This window comes from Terriglobus sp., from assembly GCF_965201105.1.
Lineage (GTDB): Bacteria > Acidobacteriota > Terriglobia > Terriglobales > Acidobacteriaceae > Terriglobus.
The window spans coordinates 327,750-344,276 of record NZ_OZ241741.1 but is presented as its reverse complement, the minus strand read 5'-3'; the positions used below and the strand labels follow the sequence as shown (position 1 = coordinate 344,276).

At 62.4% G+C, this 16,527-nt stretch carries 14 protein-coding genes; 7 read left to right on the top strand and 7 right to left on the bottom strand.

The genetic code is table 11. The features are described 5' to 3' along the window. The first annotated feature begins 4 nt into the window (after window positions 1-4). The gene (locus tag ACOFKT_RS01430; protein WP_419805663.1) at window positions 5-1,759 is read left to right on the top strand and encodes a tetratricopeptide repeat protein; all 1,755 of its coding nucleotides are present in this window, start codon (window positions 5-7) and stop codon (window positions 1,757-1,759) included. A 33-nt stretch (window positions 1,760-1,792) separates the two neighbouring features. On the opposite strand, the gene ACOFKT_RS01425 is transcribed toward ACOFKT_RS01430, so the two are convergent. The 4 genes from ACOFKT_RS01425 to ACOFKT_RS01410 form a co-directional block, all read right to left on the bottom strand. After that, the gene (locus ACOFKT_RS01425; RefSeq protein WP_419805662.1) at window positions 1,793-3,673 is read right to left on the bottom strand and encodes a CRTAC1 family protein; all 1,881 of its coding nucleotides are present in this window, start codon (window positions 3,671-3,673) and stop codon (window positions 1,793-1,795) included. A gap of 104 nt (window positions 3,674-3,777) precedes the next feature. After that, window positions 3,778-4,275 carry an HNH endonuclease gene (locus tag ACOFKT_RS01420; RefSeq protein WP_419805661.1) on the bottom strand — a complete coding sequence of 166 codons (498 nt, stop codon included), beginning with the start codon at window positions 4,273-4,275 and terminating at the stop codon, window positions 3,778-3,780. Window positions 4,276-4,527: 252 nt separating this feature from the next. After that, entirely contained in the window at window positions 4,528-5,127 is a 600-nt protein-coding gene (locus tag ACOFKT_RS01415) for a TIGR00730 family Rossman fold protein (protein ID WP_419805660.1), read from the bottom strand. A gap of 167 nt (window positions 5,128-5,294) precedes the next feature. Beyond that, window positions 5,295-5,627 carry a hypothetical protein gene (locus ACOFKT_RS01410; protein ID WP_419805659.1) on the bottom strand — a complete coding sequence of 111 codons (333 nt, stop codon included), beginning with the start codon at window positions 5,625-5,627 and terminating at the stop codon, window positions 5,295-5,297. 243 nt (window positions 5,628-5,870) lie between these two features. On the opposite strand from ACOFKT_RS01410, the gene ACOFKT_RS01405 reads away from it, so the two are divergent. The 4 genes from ACOFKT_RS01405 (at window position 5,871) to ACOFKT_RS01390 (ending at window position 10,689) form a co-directional block, all read left to right on the top strand. Continuing rightward, complete coding sequence (locus ACOFKT_RS01405; protein ID WP_419805658.1) at window positions 5,871-6,569, top strand: ribonuclease T2 family protein; 699 nt, start codon at window positions 5,871-5,873, stop codon at window positions 6,567-6,569. A 205-nt stretch (window positions 6,570-6,774) separates the two neighbouring features. Then, entirely contained in the window at window positions 6,775-9,825 is a 3,051-nt protein-coding gene (locus ACOFKT_RS01400; RefSeq protein ID WP_419805657.1) for a UvrD-helicase domain-containing protein, read from the top strand. 70 nt (window positions 9,826-9,895) lie between these two features. Continuing rightward, the gene (locus tag ACOFKT_RS01395) at window positions 9,896-10,048 is read left to right on the top strand and encodes a hypothetical protein (protein ID WP_419805656.1); all 153 of its coding nucleotides are present in this window, start codon (window positions 9,896-9,898) and stop codon (window positions 10,046-10,048) included. Window positions 10,049-10,119: 71 nt separating this feature from the next. Continuing rightward, entirely contained in the window at window positions 10,120-10,689 is a 570-nt protein-coding gene (locus ACOFKT_RS01390; RefSeq protein ID WP_419805655.1) for a hypothetical protein, read from the top strand. Here ACOFKT_RS01390 and ACOFKT_RS01385 read toward each other — a convergent pair. Next, window positions 10,686-11,894 carry a glycoside hydrolase family 130 protein gene (locus ACOFKT_RS01385; RefSeq protein ID WP_419805654.1) on the bottom strand — a complete coding sequence of 403 codons (1,209 nt, stop codon included), beginning with the start codon at window positions 11,892-11,894 and terminating at the stop codon, window positions 10,686-10,688. The genes ACOFKT_RS01390 and ACOFKT_RS01385 overlap by 4 nt on opposite strands. Window positions 11,895-12,106: 212 nt before the next feature. Between ACOFKT_RS01385 and ACOFKT_RS01380 the strand changes: the two genes are divergently transcribed. Beyond that, window positions 12,107-13,561: an amino acid permease gene (locus ACOFKT_RS01380; RefSeq protein ID WP_419805653.1), complete on the top strand. Its 1,455-nt coding sequence runs from the start codon at window positions 12,107-12,109 to the stop codon at window positions 13,559-13,561. 1 nt (window position 13,562) lies between these two features. On the opposite strand, the gene ACOFKT_RS01375 is transcribed toward ACOFKT_RS01380, so the two are convergent. Further along, complete coding sequence (locus ACOFKT_RS01375; RefSeq protein ID WP_419805652.1) at window positions 13,563-14,654, bottom strand: S1C family serine protease; 1,092 nt, start codon at window positions 14,652-14,654, stop codon at window positions 13,563-13,565. A gap of 35 nt (window positions 14,655-14,689) precedes the next feature. Here ACOFKT_RS01375 and add point away from each other — a divergent pair, with 35 nt between their 5' ends. Continuing rightward, window positions 14,690-15,715: an adenosine deaminase gene (gene add, locus ACOFKT_RS01370; protein ID WP_419805651.1), complete on the top strand. Its 1,026-nt coding sequence runs from the start codon at window positions 14,690-14,692 to the stop codon at window positions 15,713-15,715. A gap of 95 nt (window positions 15,716-15,810) precedes the next feature. Here add and ACOFKT_RS01365 read toward each other — a convergent pair whose 3' ends face one another. Beyond that, window positions 15,811-16,500, bottom strand: coding sequence for a hypothetical protein (locus ACOFKT_RS01365; RefSeq protein ID WP_419805650.1), 690 nt, complete (start codon window positions 16,498-16,500; stop codon window positions 15,811-15,813). Between the last annotated feature and the right edge of the window lie 27 nt (window positions 16,501-16,527).

Below are 16,527 nucleotides of genomic sequence, written 5' to 3'. Positions count from 1 at the left end.
TCCTGTGCCCGCCACGGCCCAACTCGTACTTGCACGCCAAACGAAGCGCCTCGCCGCGGCCGCCGGTGTGGCGCTTGCATTAACCTGTGCGCTGCTCACGTTGCGCAGCCCGCATGCCGCAACGGTCCACGCCGCCACACCCGCGCCAATTGCGCTTGCCGACCCTGATCGCGCCTGCGCAAGCTGCCACGCGGCGATCTACCGAAGCTACGAGCAGACCAGCATGGCGCGCGGCAGTGGCCTCGCAACCGAAGCGCTGCGCCCGGGCAGCTTCACCTCACAACGATCAGGCGTCACATACCGCGTACAGATCAAGAACGGCACGGCCACGCTGACCAGCCGCCGCGACGACGTTCGCGCTCCGCTCGACGATACCGAAACGCTCGCGTATTTCATTGGCTCTGGCCTTCACGGCCGCACGTACCTCTTCAGCCGCAACGTTCCCGGCACAGACAGTGCGCTCTGGTACGAAGCTCCCATCAACTGGTACACACGGCGTGCGACGTACGCGATGGCGCCTGCGTTCGATAACGCAACATCCGCGCCATTGGCGTTGCCCACCGACCCAAACTGCCTGCACTGCCACGCGACCGGCGTCGCCGAAACCGTGGACGACACGACGAACCGTTTTCATGGCGCACCGTTCCGCCAGGGCGGCATCGGCTGCTCCGCCTGCCACGGCGATATGACCGCGCACGTCAGCAGCGGCGGCAAAACACCCGTGCTGCAGCTCGCCGCGCTCACGCCGAAAAAGCAGGACAGCGTCTGCCTGCAGTGTCATCTGGAAGGTGACGCTCTGGTGCAGCGCACCGGCCGGTCGTTGGCTCAGTTCCAGCCCGGCGAAGACCTGAACGACGCGGCGCTCTATTTCGTCAACGCAAGCTCACCTAAGACGCAGGCGCGCGCCAGCAGCCAATACGAAGCACTGCTGCGGTCTGCATGCCGGCGCGCCGTAGGCGAGCGGCTCACCTGCGTGACCTGCCACGATCCGCACAGCGACCCAGCGCCCGAACAACGAGTCGCGTTTTACCGGGGCAAATGCCTGCAGTGTCATGCCGACAACGCCACCTTCCAAGCTGCTTCGCACCATCCTGAGCAGCCGGACTGCGCGCATTGCCACATGCCTTCGCGCGCCACCTCCGACATCGCGCACGAGCAGAACGTCGACCACGATATTGAGATTCATGGCGCGAACGCGGCACCGAAGCTCGCGCTGAGCGACGCGTTCCACTACACCTCGGCCTTCGACCTGGTTCCGGTAGGCGACGCAAAGCCGACCGATCGCGAGACCGGTTTGGCGTACGCACAGTTCGCTGTCAAAGGCGATCGCGAGAGCCATGCCCGCGCCCTCTCGCTGCTGACCAAAGTCGAGCAAAACGGCCAGGCCGACGCCACCGTACACCAGCAGCTTGGCTACCTGCTGCAACTCGCCGGTCAAAACAACGCCGCGCGCAAGGAGTACGAGGCCGCGCTGGCCACACGCCCGCACGACACCACATCCGCGACCAACCTTGCCGTTCTGCAGGCGCAAAGCGGCAACTTGGCCGAAGCGACGCGCCTGCTCAGCGATGTGGCCGCGACCTCGCCCGACCGCACCGCGGCACTGCTGAACCTGGCCATGCTGCAGTGCCGCACCAATGAAGCTGCCGCGGCAAAGAGCACGATACAGCGCGCCCTCTTCTATCAGCCCGACAGCATGGAAGCGCGCGTGTTTCAGCAGACCGGAGATTACGGCGGCATGCACTGCAGAGTCTTCTGATCGGCTTAAAACGGCAAGAATGAATTCTGGAGTTCAGGGTGCAATGACTTTGCCGCTCCCCTCGCGCAACTCGCGAATGCCATCCACTGCAGGCCCGGCGAAGGTCTCACTTTGTCCGTTGGGCCAGCGCACCAGCACGCTCTCAACCTTGTCGGCAGCGCCAAGCCCGAAGTGCAGCCGCAGATCGCTTGAGCTGTTATAGCTGGAACCGCTGCGCACCTCATCCACCCACGCATGACCCGCGACACGCACGGTAACGCGGGCACCGATTGCGTCACGGTTGCTCTTCATACCGATCAGCCGCAGCCCAAGCCAATGGTTGCGGTTTGCCGCCTCGTTCACCAGCAGCAGTGGACGATCGTCAAGGTTGTTCACCACGGCTGACATGCGGCCGTCGTTCCACAAGTCAGCCACCGCAAGACCGCGTCCGCTCAGTGGTTCCGCCAGACCCGGGCCTGACTGCTTCGATAGATCCTGGAACTTGCCGCCGCCCGCGTTCCAGTACAGAAAGCGCGGTTCGCGAAACGAGGCGCCGAGCTTCGCCGAATCGACCTCGGGGTAGACGTGGCCGTTGACGACCAGCAGATCCGGGCGGCCGTCGTTATCCACATCCGCGAATGCCGCGCCCCAGCCGAGCGCGTCGGTGTGGATGCCCAGCCCTGCAACGCGCGTTACGTCGGTAAAGCTGCCGTCCCCGTTCGCGTGGTAGAGCGTCGCGGTGTCGTCGGAGAAGTTCGTTTTGAACAGATCCAGGTGGCCGTCGCCGTCGAAGTCCGCGGCGGTGGCACCCATGCCGGCCTGCTCGCGCCCATCCTCGTTGAAGGCCGCACCGGCATTCGCGCCTTCGTCGGTGAACGTGCCGTCGTGGTGGTTGCGATACAGGATCGCGGGTGTGGAGTCGCAGGCGACGTACATGTCCGGCCAGCCATCCTCGTCGTAATCGAGCGTGGTGACGGAAAAGCAATAGTGGCCGTCGGTCTTGGTAATGCCGCTCTTCACGCTGACGTCGCTGAAGTGCACGCGACCGTCCTTGCCCCCAGCTTTGTCCGGCCCGTCATTGTGAAATAGCGAATTGGCCGCGTAGGGCAGACCGCGCGGACCGCACATGACCGGCGTTCCCTTCCATGTGCAGCCAGCCTCTTCGCCCGGCTTCGGCGTCTTCGCCAGGTCGAAATGAACGTAGTTCGCGACGATCACATCCAGCCGCCCGTCGCGGTCGTAGTCGATGAAGGCGCAGCCAGTGCCCCATTCTTTGCCGCTGCCGGCAACGCCCGCCTGCTCCGCGACCTCGGTGAAGTGCGTGCCGCCGTCATTGTGGAAGAGGCGGTTCTTGCCATATCCGGTGACGAAGATGTCATCGAAACCATCGTTGTCGTAGTCGCCCACGCACGCACCCTGGCCCCATCCGCTGGAGACGAGGCCGGTTCTCGCGGTGACATCGATAAAGGTGCCATCATGGTTGTTTCGGAAGAGGTGATTGGTGGGCGCTGCCGCGCCGCTGGTGGCGTTCAGTTCGGTGCCGTTGACCAGGAAGATATCCTGCCAGCCGTCCCGGTCATAATCCAGGATCGCAACACCGGAGCCGGTCGCTTCCACGATGTATTTCTTATTCGTTGGGCTGCCGTTCACGTTGCGCACCGTGATGCCGGCTTTCGCGGCAACGTCAACGAACCACGCGGGGGACGGATGCTGGGCGCTGGCGGAATAGGGAGAAGATTTCTGCTGCGCATGCGCACACAGAACGCAAGTGAAGAGCACGGTAAGGATGGAGAATGCGCGAAGCATGGACGCAAGTGCAACGATACGCCGAGGTGCGCGGTCGCGCTTGTCTAAGCGCTGAACACTTGCGCGCTGCTTGATCCAGTTTTCCTGCACTGCGGTTGCGTAACGAATGTAGCGCGGTCCGATCAGCATGGCAGATCTAGTAGGCCCCTGAAGAAGTCCAGCCGCATCGCCCACCTTAGCCGCAAAGAGCGCGGCGAAGGTGAGGCACACTGCCTCATGCGCTCGAACGACATTTATGCGGCGCGCTCTGAGGCGAGCATGGCGGCGACTTTGGCGCGGCGGATGCGTTCGCGCAGGGCGGCTGTGGCGGTGCGATGGCAGCGGAGGCAGAGCGTGCGAATGTTTGAGAGGTCGCACTCGCCGCCGCCTTCGCTGACGGGAACGATGTGGTCGGCGTCCCACAGGCTCTTGCGTAGTTTGGATTTCAGGCCCCAGTGAATCATCTGCTCGGCGCGTTTCGTGCCGCGCGAACGGCGGAGGCGACGCAGCTCGAAGTTGGTATCCGTGCCGCAGGCGCTGCACATGCCTTTGTCGCGTTCGTAGACCTGTTCGCGCAAGTAGCGCGGTTGGGTGCGCAGGCGCCATTCGTGCACGCAGTAGGCGGAGCAGAAGGTGAAGCGGCGGGGCGGCACCTCAAGGTTGCACCAGCGGCACAAGCCACGGCCGTTGGCGCCGCGCGGAACGCTGTTGCGCGGGACTCGTCCGCCCTGCATCTTGCGTGCGGTGCTCATACGTTCGGTTGTAACGGAGCGCGTGCGGGGAGGAAAAGTCGCGCAAATGGTTCGCGGCGGCAGAACCCACGTCCGAGGATCCGGACGTGCGGCAGTCGTCTTTGCGGGTTGTCAGCGGCTGAAGCCCGATATGTCGCATGCGCTACGGCACAGCTAGTGCTGTGCCATTTGGGGCAGGTCGAAATCGCCAACGCGGATCGCATCAAACAGGGTAGGCATGCGTGCAACAGCTCCGGTCCTTGGTGGACAGAGCTACAGATGAGGGCCGCCGTTTACGGTCGCAACACGCTCGGCGTCCACTTGCCCAACCCCGTCAGCGAGCATCTGCAACGCGGTCTCGACAGTTTGAGCAACCAGCAGGTTAGCGCGGGCCGCGGGACGCAGCACGCCTTCGTGAACGCAGGTGTCGAGGAACGCGAGCAGGCCGTCGTAAAAGCCGCGCACGTTCAGCAGGCACACGGGCTTGGTGTGCAGGCCGATCGACTGCCACGTTAGAATCTCGAACATCTCTTCAAAGGTGCCGTAGCCGCCGGGCAGGATCAGGAATGCGTCAGCGCGCTCGGCCATGAGTGCCTTGCGAGTGTGCATGGTGTCAACCACATGCAGTTCGGTAAGGCCGTGGTTTGAGACTTCGCGATCGACCAGCACGCGCGGAATGACGCCGACGACCGTGCCGCCGTGTCGCATCGCGGTGTCCGCCACTGCGCCCATCAGGCCCACGCGGGCGCCACCGTACACCAGGCCGATGCGGCGCTCCGCCAGCGCGTGGCCGAGCGATTCGGCGGCTTCGCGGTACTCCGGTTGCGCGCCCATGGCAGAGGCGCAGAAGACGCACAGCGTTTGGAGCGGCATGGCTTCAGCATAGCGGGCTCAGCTTACGCGTCCGCAAACGAAAGATCGCGCAGGGCCGTCTGCATCGCGGCCCTGCGCAGCCTCAAGGAGTGGCGGTGTGACTGCGCGCCGGGCTCGCCACAGGCCCGGCGCATGCTTGAAAGCTGGCGCGAGATTGTCGCGCGAGGTTAGCGGAACGAAACGGTGTTGCCGGAAAGCTCACCCGTCACGTGGACCTTTACCGTGCTGTGGTCGTCGCCGAAGATGTCGCTGCCCACGGCAGCACGCACCGGGGTTTCGGAGTTGGCGGCGATCGTGATGGGCTGGTCGTTGACCAGCACGGTCATCGGTGCGGCGGTCTTGTTCGCCAACGTAAATTTAATCATTTTGACTTTGCTTGCAGTCGCGGCCGGAGCATTGCCGGAAGCGTTGCGGCCGAAGAGCGAAGCAGCGTGCGAGGTGATGGGAGCGAGCGTGGAAGCAGCCAGAGCGAGGGTGGACACGACGTTGCGAATCAGCATGGGGAGGACTCCGAGATTAGATTTTGCTGGCGAGTCCCACTGCAGTTGAAACATCGTCGCGCACTGGGTTATACGCAGTGGCTGTTGTTTCGTTCCTTAGTTTTTTCAAGTTTCTTTTGTGATCTTTTCGTGAAGGACTGCATGTGTTGGCGCATGGTCAGCAGTGTCCGCATGCGCACACCGCAGCGCGATCCACGATGGTGCAAAGCGCGCCATTGCGCGGTTCGCATCCAACAGATCACTATGCATATTCGCCTTCGTTTGCATCCCCTGCTTCTTCTGTTCGCGGTCATCTTGTTACCGCGCGTGAACTCGCGTGCGCAGGAAGTGCACGCAGCGCCGGGGCAGTTCGATTACTACCTGTTGAACCTGAGCTGGTCGCCGGAGTTTTGCCACAATGTTGAGGTGCTGCCGCTGAGTGAGCACTCGGAACGGCGGCAGAAGCGCCTAGAAGATGCTGCATCGGAGTGCGGCACGCCGCATGGTTTCGTACTGCATGGGTTGTGGCCGCAGAACTTCAGCGGAACGTGGCCGGCGAACTGCGGCACGGAGCCCGGCCCCGCGGACTACACACCATACCTGAAGGACACACCCAGCCTGACCCTGCTGAAGCATGAGTGGACGAAGCATGGAACGTGCAGCGGGCTTGCACCGGACCCGTTCTTTACCACGGCCGACCACGCGTTTGAAGCATTGAAAGTGCCGCAGCAGTTGCAGGCAGTGCGCCAGACGCTACAGGTGAAGACCAGCGATCTGCTCCAGGCCTTGTACAAGGCGAACCCTGCTTATCCGCAGGGCAGCATCGAGCTTGCATGCGGACGGAACTACCTGACCGCGGTTGAGGTGTGCCTGAGCAAAAATGGCTTGCAGCCGATCGCTTGCCAAAACGTGCATGAGTGCGGCGCGACGGTGGTCAAGGTCGCTCCGGAACAGGCGCAGTAACGCGCAGTTTGCGCCGCGTCATTTTGCGAGCACGGGTACGGAGTCGTTAGTCAAAGGGACCGCGGCCTGCAGTCGCCAGGACCCTACGTGAACTGCGTCAGTGGCTGGCGCACGATGCCCTGACCGCGGAGGTGCCGCCAAATCGTAAACTAGGTACTGAGAGTGATACGCCGTGCCTGCCGCTGAAAGTCCCCTGCTTCAAAACATGAATCCGCAACAGCGCGAAGGCGTGGAACAGACCGATGGTTCGGTGCTGATCCTGGCCGGCGCCGGGTCGGGCAAGACGCGTGTGATCACGCACCGCATCGCGTACCTGATTCAGGAAAAGGGCGTGCCGGCCGATGCGATTCTTGCGGTCACGTTCACGAACAAGGCCTCAAAGGAAATGGCCGAGCGCGTCGAGAAACTGATCGGCCATACGTCGCTTGCGAAACCGACCATCGCGACCTTTCACTCGCTCTGCGTTCGCATCCTGCGGCGCGACGTTGAAGCGTTGCGGCTGAATGGTGAAGGCTTGACACGCTCGTTCGCCATCTACGATGAGTCGGATCAGCAGGCGATCGTGAAGCAGGCGCTGAAGCGGTTGGGCGTGGACGACAAGCAGTTGAAGCCGCGCGTGGTGCTGGGCCGCATCAGCTGGGCCAAAAACCACATGATCGATCCGCAGGAGTATTTTCTGGCGTCGAGCAACCCGCTGGAAGAGCGAATTGCGCACATCTTCGAGATCTACAAGAAGGAACTCGCGAAGAACAACGCGGTGGACTTCGACGACCTGTTGCTCGAGACGGTGCGCCTGTTGAAGGTGAGCACGGAGACACGCGAGCGTTACAACCGCCGCTATCGCTATCTGCTGATTGATGAGTACCAGGACACGAACCGCCCGCAGTACGAGTTGATGAAGCTGTTGGGTGGAGCGCACGGGAATGTATGTGTCGTCGGCGATGAGGATCAGTCAATCTACTCCTGGCGCGGCGCGGACATCAAAAACATTCTGGATTTCGAAAAGGACTTTGACCAGACCAAGATCATTCGGCTGGAGCAAAACTATCGCTCGACGCAGGTGATTCTGGAGGGTGCCGGCGCGGTGGTGCGCAACAATACGCAACGCAAGGGCAAGGAGCTGTTCACCACGCGCGAAGGTGGATCGCTGATCGGCTACTACGAGGGGCCAGACGGTGAGAACGAAGCGCTGTTCATCGCGGACCGCGTGCAGAAATATCTGCGCGAGGCGGGGCAAAGCGGCGAAACGCCGAAGTGCGCGGTGCTGTACCGCACCAACTCGCAGTCGCGGCTGGTGGAAGAAGCGCTGCGCCGCTACGCCATCAAGTACCACATGGTGGGCGGCTTCAGCTTTTACGAACGCGCCGAAGTCAAGGACATGCTCAGCTACCTGAAGCTGGTGCAGAACCCAAACGATTCCATTGCGCTGAATCGCGTTGTGAATTCGCCGCCGCGCGGCATCGGCAAGACAACCATGGAAACGCTGGAGCGGCTGGCGCTAAGCACGGGCACCAGCACGTGGGACGCAATCGATGCCGCGATCCGCGACCAATTGTTGCCGGCACGCGCGCTGACCGCATTGGGTGGTTTCCGGCGTTTGATTCTGGACGCGCGGGCGATGCTTGGGCCGGGCTTTGGCAATGCGCTTACCGCGGACGCGCAGGGGCTTGCCGACACCATTGACGCGGCGCATGAGTTCGTCGGCACCGAGGAGAACGCTTCCTCGGCTTCTGACGCGAACGAGGATGTGAGCTTCGACACGAGCTTCAACTTCAACTTCGATTTTGGCGGCGAAGAGGCGGCGTGGAGCGAGGAACGCAGCACGCTTGCGCCGGAGAGCGTGAACAAGGGCGAAACCAGTGCCGATACGAGCTTCGATTTCTCCTTTGACACGAGTGCGACGGAGAGCGACCAAGCCGAGCCCTTTGCGCTGGCAGCCTCTGCGGAGGATGAGGAGAGCGAGGTGGACCCGGAGAACGCTTCCGCGATCACGTCCTTCTTCGAAGGCGGTGCGGCCGCCACGCCCGAGCCGCCGCCCGTGGCGAGTGCTGCGTTCAATCCCTTCGAAGCCAACACAGCGCAGAAGACAAACGGCCGCGCCCGCATGACCGGGTTAAGCGACCGCTTCGAAGATCTGCGGGCCAAGGCTGCTCCCGTTCCACTTGCATCGGAAGCAAAGGACAGTTCGACAGTTGTAGAAACGTCGAATCGTATCGACGGATTTCGCGCGCCCGGTGATCCGGCAACGCTGCCTGAGTTAATCAAGTTTCTGAACGACCGTTCCGGCTACATCAAGCAGCTTGAAAACGAAGGAACACCCGAAGCCTTCAGCCGCATTGAAAATCTGAAGGAGCTTGCCAATGCCGCGCAGGATGCGCAGGAGCGCGGCGAAACGCTTGCCGACTTTCTGGACCATGCCGCGCTGGTCAGCGATACCGACCAGATCAATCAGGACGCGCGCGTGACGCTGATGACGCTGCACGCGGCCAAGGGATTGGAGTTCCCTCTCGTGTTTCTGTGCGGCATGGAGGAGGGTCTCTTCCCACATTCGCGCACGCTGCAGGACCCGACCGGCCTCGAAGAAGAGCGCCGCCTTTGCTATGTGGGCATGACGCGCGCGATGGACACGCTTGTGCTGACGCGGGCGCGCTACCGGCGTCGCTATGGATCGGACATGCCGGAGGCGAGCGTCGCCTCACGTTTCCTGGAAGAAGTGCCGTCGAAGCTGGTGGAGGACCTGGGCTCGCCCGCGGAGCGGCCGGCCTTTCAGAGCGAGTCCGGGCACCGCTATGGCTCGTTCGGGGGCTCGCAGAACTATGGCGGCGGCTCACGCCTCGGCGCGAACCGCTGGGGCAAGCAGGGCGGCGACGATCATGGCGGCGAGCGCCACTACAGCTACGAAGACGAAGACCAGAGCGGTGCCTCGCGTCCAGCAGCAGCGGACAAACAGCGCTCCAACTACGGTCTGCAGTTCTCGTCGCAGAAGAAGTCGCCGGACTCAATCGACAACATCGCAAGCTTTTTCGGAGCGGGTGGCGCAGCGGGCGGTAAGTTCTCACGGCCGAAGATGGAGCATGCCGAGCAGACCGGCGAGACCTCGTTGAAGCGCGGAACCAAGGTGCGCCACCCCAAATACGGCGAAGGTGTGATCGCCATGCGCGAGGGCGACGGCCCGGATGCCAAGCTCACGGTACAATTTCAAAGGCACGGCGTGAAAAAGCTGGTGGAGAAGTTCGCCCAGCTTGAGCGGGTCTAGCCGGAATCGTGCGCGGCACCCGGAAGCAAGGCGCCTCCACCTCATCTTAAGTTCAGGAACGGAAAGACACATGGCAAACACCAAGAAGCTGGAACACGGCGAGCGCAAGACAGCCAAGCGCAAGGCCCGCAAGGAAGCAGCACCGAAAGCTGAGCGCACCACACCGCGCGGCTCCAACAAGAAGAAGCTGAAGTCGGCGGGCAAGGGCACGTCCAAGCGCTAAACCCGCTCGTTTGTTCTAACCTGCGAAAGCCCCGGTGCGCCGGGGCTTTCGTGATGCAGAGGAGATGGCCCTTGAAGCGTTGGCGGGTGAGTGTGTTGCTTGCACTGCTGGGCGGACTTACGCTTTCCGCACAGTCGATCAATTGGCAGAGCATCGTGAACATGCCTCATCCGCAGCACCTGGCCGAGGAGCACCTGACCGCCGGCCAGCGGCACGACGTGGAGCAGGCGATCTTGGCCAGCAACACCGTGTGGGACGACTGCGAAGGCGACAACGACTGGCCGCACAAGATTGAGGTGCATCGCATCAACCTGGGCGAAGGCCACTTCACGCTGGCGGAGGCTGGTCCTGGCTGCGCGCGGAGCGGTCAGGGCGCGAACGGAGCCATGTGGCTGCTGCGCTGGGATGCGGGCAAGCCGGTCATGATCGGCGACCTCGATGGCTGGTTCGACACAGTTCTGCCGCAAGCCGCCAGCGGCCTGCACGATATTGCGGTGGGCTGGCACGACAGCGCCGACGAGTTCGGGCTGACCCTTTACCGTTTCAACGGCAAGCGGTACAGGCTGGTCGATGGCACCACCGTCCACTGCGACGACAGCAGCGGTCACTGCGTTGCAGCTGCAAGTGCGAGGAAGCCTTAGTCTGCTGGCGCCGTGGCGACACCGACGAAGGAGTCGGCGCAACCGTAGTACATCCACCACTTGCCCTGGAACAGGACCAGGCCTTCCGCAAAGGTCGTACCGGCTGCGTATTGCCCGCTGCGTTCAAAGGGCAATTGCGGTTGAAACACCGGATCGGTCGTGCGGTCGAGCAGACGGGTCAGGTCATCGGCGGACCAGAGCGCTTCTTCCACCGTGTAGGTACCGGGCTGCAGCCCGGGCTGACCGCCGGCACCCTCGGCGTTCTTAGCGTTATAAAGCATGACCACGCCGCGAGCGGTCAGCACCGGTGGCGGCCCGGTCTCCGGGAAGGCGCTGTCGGCCTTGCCCGGGCGGGCGCGCAGCACCACGTGCGGTTTGCCGGGCGCGTCCTCCAGCGGTGTCCAATGCACCAGGTCGTCGGAGGTCGCGAGCCCTATTTCGATCTCGCCCCAGAACATCCAGTACTTGCCCTTAACTTTGGTGGCGACCACCCGGCCGTTCTTAATCGCGGTGACCATCCCGGCGGATTTGTACTTCAGGTTGTCGTAGCGGCCGCCCAAGGCGCCCTGAAATGCCGGGCCGTGCTTTTGCCAATGCACAAGATCGTCGGAGGTCGCGATGCCGACCGAGTAGCTCTGCCGCGCGCGCGACCATTGCGTGTAGGTGAGCACGTAACCGCCCTCGGGCCGCTCGACGATGCGCGGGTCCTCCACGCCGCCGGGAACCTCGCGGCTCTCTTGCTCTTCCTTCGCCGGGTAGAGCACCGGTTCGGGCATCCGGTCAAAGTGAATGCCATCTGCGCTGGACGCCAGGCCAAGCCGGGATACGTGTCCGCCGATCTCCTTTGCGCCCGAGTCGTCCTCGGCGCGGTACAGCACGAAGATGCGACCGTTGCGAACGACCGCCGCGGGATTAAAGGTGTGCAGCGCCTCCCAGTGCGTGGTCGTGCCGCTGACCGGGTCCGTGAAGACGGAAGCGGGCCGGGGAGCAATCACCGGCTGCTGGCTCGCGCGGGTCCATGGTCCAAGCCACGGCGTCCGGTTCTGGTTCGGGGCTTGACCAAACATCGCCGCCGCCCCCGCGGTAAGCAGAAGTAGCATCCAGATCAGTCCGAACCACAAACCAAAGCGTACGGCCTGCTGGCGGCGCTGCGCTGGCGTCGCGTCGTAGTACACGTCTTTCATCGTGCCGACCAGCATAGACATCACAGCAAAAAGTCGTCACGCGAAATCGCAAGCTGTGGGCCATAGGCAGCAGTTCAGAACGGGATACACTTTGGAGGAGTCCGCTCCTGGAATTTAGCCGCCCGCCTGAGGACACGCCGCTGCCCCGACAGATCTTCGCTACCAAGTCCATCGACAAGCTGATCAGCGAGTCGGAGCAGCCCGAAACCGCACTGAAGAAGACACTCGGCCCCGTGTCGCTCACCGCGCTGGGCGTCGGTCTGGTCATCGGTTCCGGCATCTTCACCGTGATCGGTACCGCTATTGGCGGCAACCCTGCGAAAGTCGCCGACTGGAAGGGCTCGCCCATCCTTGACCTGATCCTGCACCATGGTGCGGTCGCGGGCCGTCCGGGTGCGGGTCCAGCACTCGCGCTTTCGCTTGTTCTTGTCGCGCTGGTGTGCGCCTTTACCGGGCTCTGCTATGCGGAGCTGGCAAGCATGATTCCGATTGCCGGCTCCGCGTACACCTACACCTATGCAACGCTGGGCGAGCTTGTGGCGTGGATCATCGGCTGGGACCTGATCCTGGAGTACGCCTTCGCAAACATGAGCGTTTCGGTGGGCTTTGCTGCCCATTTCGTCGACCTGCTGGACTGGCTTGGCGTGCGCATGGACCCAAAATGGCTTTCGCCCGCGTTTCTGCCGCAGGGTTTACAGGACCTTGCCGGTAAGGACATCTTTGCCCCCGGATGGCATGCGGGCTTTGATATCCCGGCGTTCCTGATCGTGTTCTTCATCACCTTTGTGCTTGTGCTCGGCATTCGTGAGTCGGCTCGCACCAACAACATCATGGTGCTGATCAAGGTCGTGGCGATCCTTGCCTTTGTGCTGTTCGGCATCTCGTTCATTCACCCGGGCAACTATCACCCGTTTGTGCCGAACGGATTTTCCGGCGTTCTGGCCGGCGGGTCCATTATCTTCTTCACCTATATCGGCTTCGACGCGGTTTCGACCGCCAGTGAGGAGTGCCGCAATCCGCAGCGCGACGTTCCCATCGGCATCATCGCCACGCTGATTGTTTGCACGATTCTGTACATCGGGGTGGCGCTGGTGCTGACTGGCATGGTGCCGTGGACGACCGTGGTCGGCGACGGTGCCCCAATCGTGAACGCGCTGAAGCGGCTTTCGCTCGAACCCGGCGGCCACCGTCTGCACCTGGTGCGGCTCTTCGTTCTGATCGGTGCCCTGCTCGGCATGATCTCATCGATCCTGGTCGGGCAGTATGGGCAGGCGCGCATCTGGTATGCCATGTCGCGCGACCGGTTGTTGCCGGCGGCTTTCTCCAGGGTGCATGCACGGTATCGGACGCCGGCGTTCTCCACCATCATTGCGGGCGTCCTGGTCGCCATTCCGGCGGGCTTGTTTGACGTCGGCTCCTTGGCGGAGATGTCGAACATTGGCACGCTGTTTGCCTTTGTTCTGGTTTCGATCGGGGTCCTGGTGCTGCGCCGCCGCGATCCGAACCGGCACCGCGGCTTCTGCGTTCCGGGCGGACCGGTGGTACCGGTGTTGAGCATTCTGTTCAGCCTGCTGCTCATGGCAGGCCTGCCCGCGATCACGTGGGTACGCTTCTTCGTGTGGCTCACCATCGGATTGTTTGTGTACTTCTTCTACAGCCGCAAGCGTAGCGAGTTCGCACCGCGCTAAGTTACTTCGCCGCTTTCTCGTCTTTCTGCTTGGGATTCCGAACGGGGGCGAGGATCGCAACGATGTCTTTGGCCAGTCCGCTGGACGCAGTTGTTCCGTCAAAGGCAGTCTGCTTGCCCGAGCCAAGCACAATCGTCGTCTTGTTGTCCGACAGTACAAACGTATGAACGTACGTAAATAAGGGTCTGTCTACTTCGATTTTCAGGTCTGCCAGTCGTGGGTCCCCGACAATCGTCAGACCCAGCGAGTTCCACCGTTTATTCGCCAGCAGTGCGCGTTGCAATGTATCGATCGTCAGAAAGCTCGTCTTGGAGTGCAAGTAGACCGTCTTTGCACGGGCAATCAGCTGCTGCGGACTGAGTGTCGTGACATCGCTACTATTGGCGGGTAACAAGGCGTTCGTCTGTGCGGGCGTTTTGAGCAGGGCACCTGAGCCAAGTGCGCGCGAAACCGGTGCATCTGCCAGGCCCAGCACGCTTTCAGACGGCACAGCAAAGCCGACCCCACTCACCATGCCGTGTGTGATGATTCCGAGGAGTTCGCCTTTTGATCCGAGCAGCGCCCCTCCGCTCGCACCGGGCGCAATGGTTGCATTGAATTGAATGACACGATAGCCCGAGCCGGCACCGCTCACTTCCTCTGCGGGTCTAACAGCAGAGACCATTCCTGTCGTCGCGCTCCAAGCCAACCCATTGGCATTGGTAACAGCAAACACGGAATCACCCGTTGCGGGCTGCTCAGACCCGCAGGTCAAGTGGGGCAGATTTCTTCCGCTAATGCGAAGGGCTGCGATATCCCGACGCTCATCTATGCCAAGCATCTGGACATTGTCAAAGACGTCTCCGTTTGCGAGTCGCACCTGCACTTCTGCTTGATTTTTAATGACGTGCAATGCCGTCAAGATCGTACCGTTGTCGCTCACCAGCACGCCCGTTCCAATCCCACTTAATCTGCCAGAGCCCTCGCCAGTAAGGATCAATACGGAGGCTTGTGTCGCCTTTTCCAGAACATCCTTCGACGCGACGGGTGCCTGGGCGAGTGATGAGGATGACAGGAGGACTACAAGGCTGAGTACAGCAGAAAAGTAAGGCATGGTTCGCTCCAGTTAAGACCTAGACTTGAGAAGTGATGCTGACCATTGAACCATCGCGCAACTGGCTTCGTCACCTGCCAAAGTGTGAACTGCACCTGCACCTGGAAGGCACGATCGTGCCGGAGACGCTGGTCGCGCTCTCGCACCGGCACAACACCGAACCGTTGACGCTTGAGGCGGCGCGGGCGCTGTATGTGTATGAAAACTTCATCGGCTTTTTGATGGCCTTCAAAGCAGTGAGCGAGCGGCTGCAGGCGTCCGATGATTACGAGCTGATCGCGTATGAGATGGTGCGCCGGCTGGCAGCGCAGGGCGTGCGCCACGCCGAGGTCTACATTAGCGTCGGCATCATTCTTCATTTCAAGCAGCACCTGCGCGTGGACGATGTGATTGCCGCGGTCGAGCGTGGCCGGACGCGTGCCGAGCAGGAGTTCGGCACGACCGTCTTCTGGATCTTCGACGCGGTGCGGCACTTTGGCGTGGAAGAAGCCGCCGTGGTCTTTCGCAAGGCGGCGGAACTCAAGCAGCAGTACCCCAGCATCGTCGGCATCGGCATCGGTGGCGATGAAGCGCGCGGGCCGGCCGAGGACTTCCGCGATCTGTACGCAGAAGCGAAAGCCGCCGGACTGCACCTGACCGTACACGCGGGCGAATCGGTTCCGGCCAGTTCCATTTGGAGCGCCATCAACATCGGGGCGGAGCGAATCGGTCACGCGCTCAGCGCGGTCAACGACCCGGAGCTTCTGGACCTGCTGGCCGAGCGGCAGATTCCGCTGGAACTGAACGTGACCAGCAACCTGCGTACCGGGTGCTGCGGCGCGATGGAACACCACCCCGTGCGGCACTATTTCGAGCGCGGTTTGATGGTGACACTGAACAGCGACGACCCGCCCATGTTCGGCGCCGATCTGCTGGACGAGTATGAGACCGTGCAGCGCGACTTCGAATTCACGAACGAGCAGATGCGGGAGTTCGCGGCGAACTCGGCGGAGGCAAGCTTCCTGCCGGCGGAGCGGAAGGTTTCGCTCCTGCGCGAGATCGAAGCCTACCCGGCGCGATAGCGGCAGCAGTAAACCTCGCGCCGCGCACCTCCTCTTAAGCCGGTCGCACCCTGGCTCCGCAGAAATCTTCACGTCTGCGAAGCCGCGTGCTGCTCTTACTGCGGGTCGTCCGCGCCGTGCTTGTGCAGGGTTGGAGCGTTCTGCGCTGGCGGATCGGGCGCAACGTTGGGTGCCGGTGCGATCGGGCCGGTGGCCACGTTTGGCACTGCGGCCCGCGGCGGAGCGGAACTGGGCGGCGGCGCTGGCACCATGACCGCGCTTGCGTCCACCTGGGGAATGCCGAAGTGGCCGCTCAGGTGAAGCAGGTCCAGTGGGCGCAGGTTGCAGTCCACAGTGATTGCGTTCATGTTGCGATCGCCGCGGGTCAGCACCACCATGTTGGTCACCATGGAACCCTGGGTGCGCAGCCACACGTCGGTCAGCATGGGCGCGCGGCTGTTCGCGTTTGCGTTCACCAGGTGGTGAAACCCGGAGGCCTCATAGGCCGCATTCAGCGAGCCGAATGCGGGTCCGTCGTAGTCCGCAAAATCGTGATAGTGGAAATTCGTGAACGTAATGCTGTTCAGCCCGGCGGCGATGCGATGGCCGTCAGGGCTGGTGCCGTTCAGGAAGCCGTCGGCCGCGGCCAGCATGGAACGGTCCAGGGTAAAGCTGCTCTGCTGCGGTGCCTGGCGCACAATGGTGGCGAATGCCTGAGGCGGCGGCGGATAGGGTGCCTGGGCCAGAACCGGCGCCGCGAACGCCACCAATGCCAACATGCCTGGGAAGATTCCAAGTCGCTTCATAGACTCTCGCACCTGCAGGTTAGACAC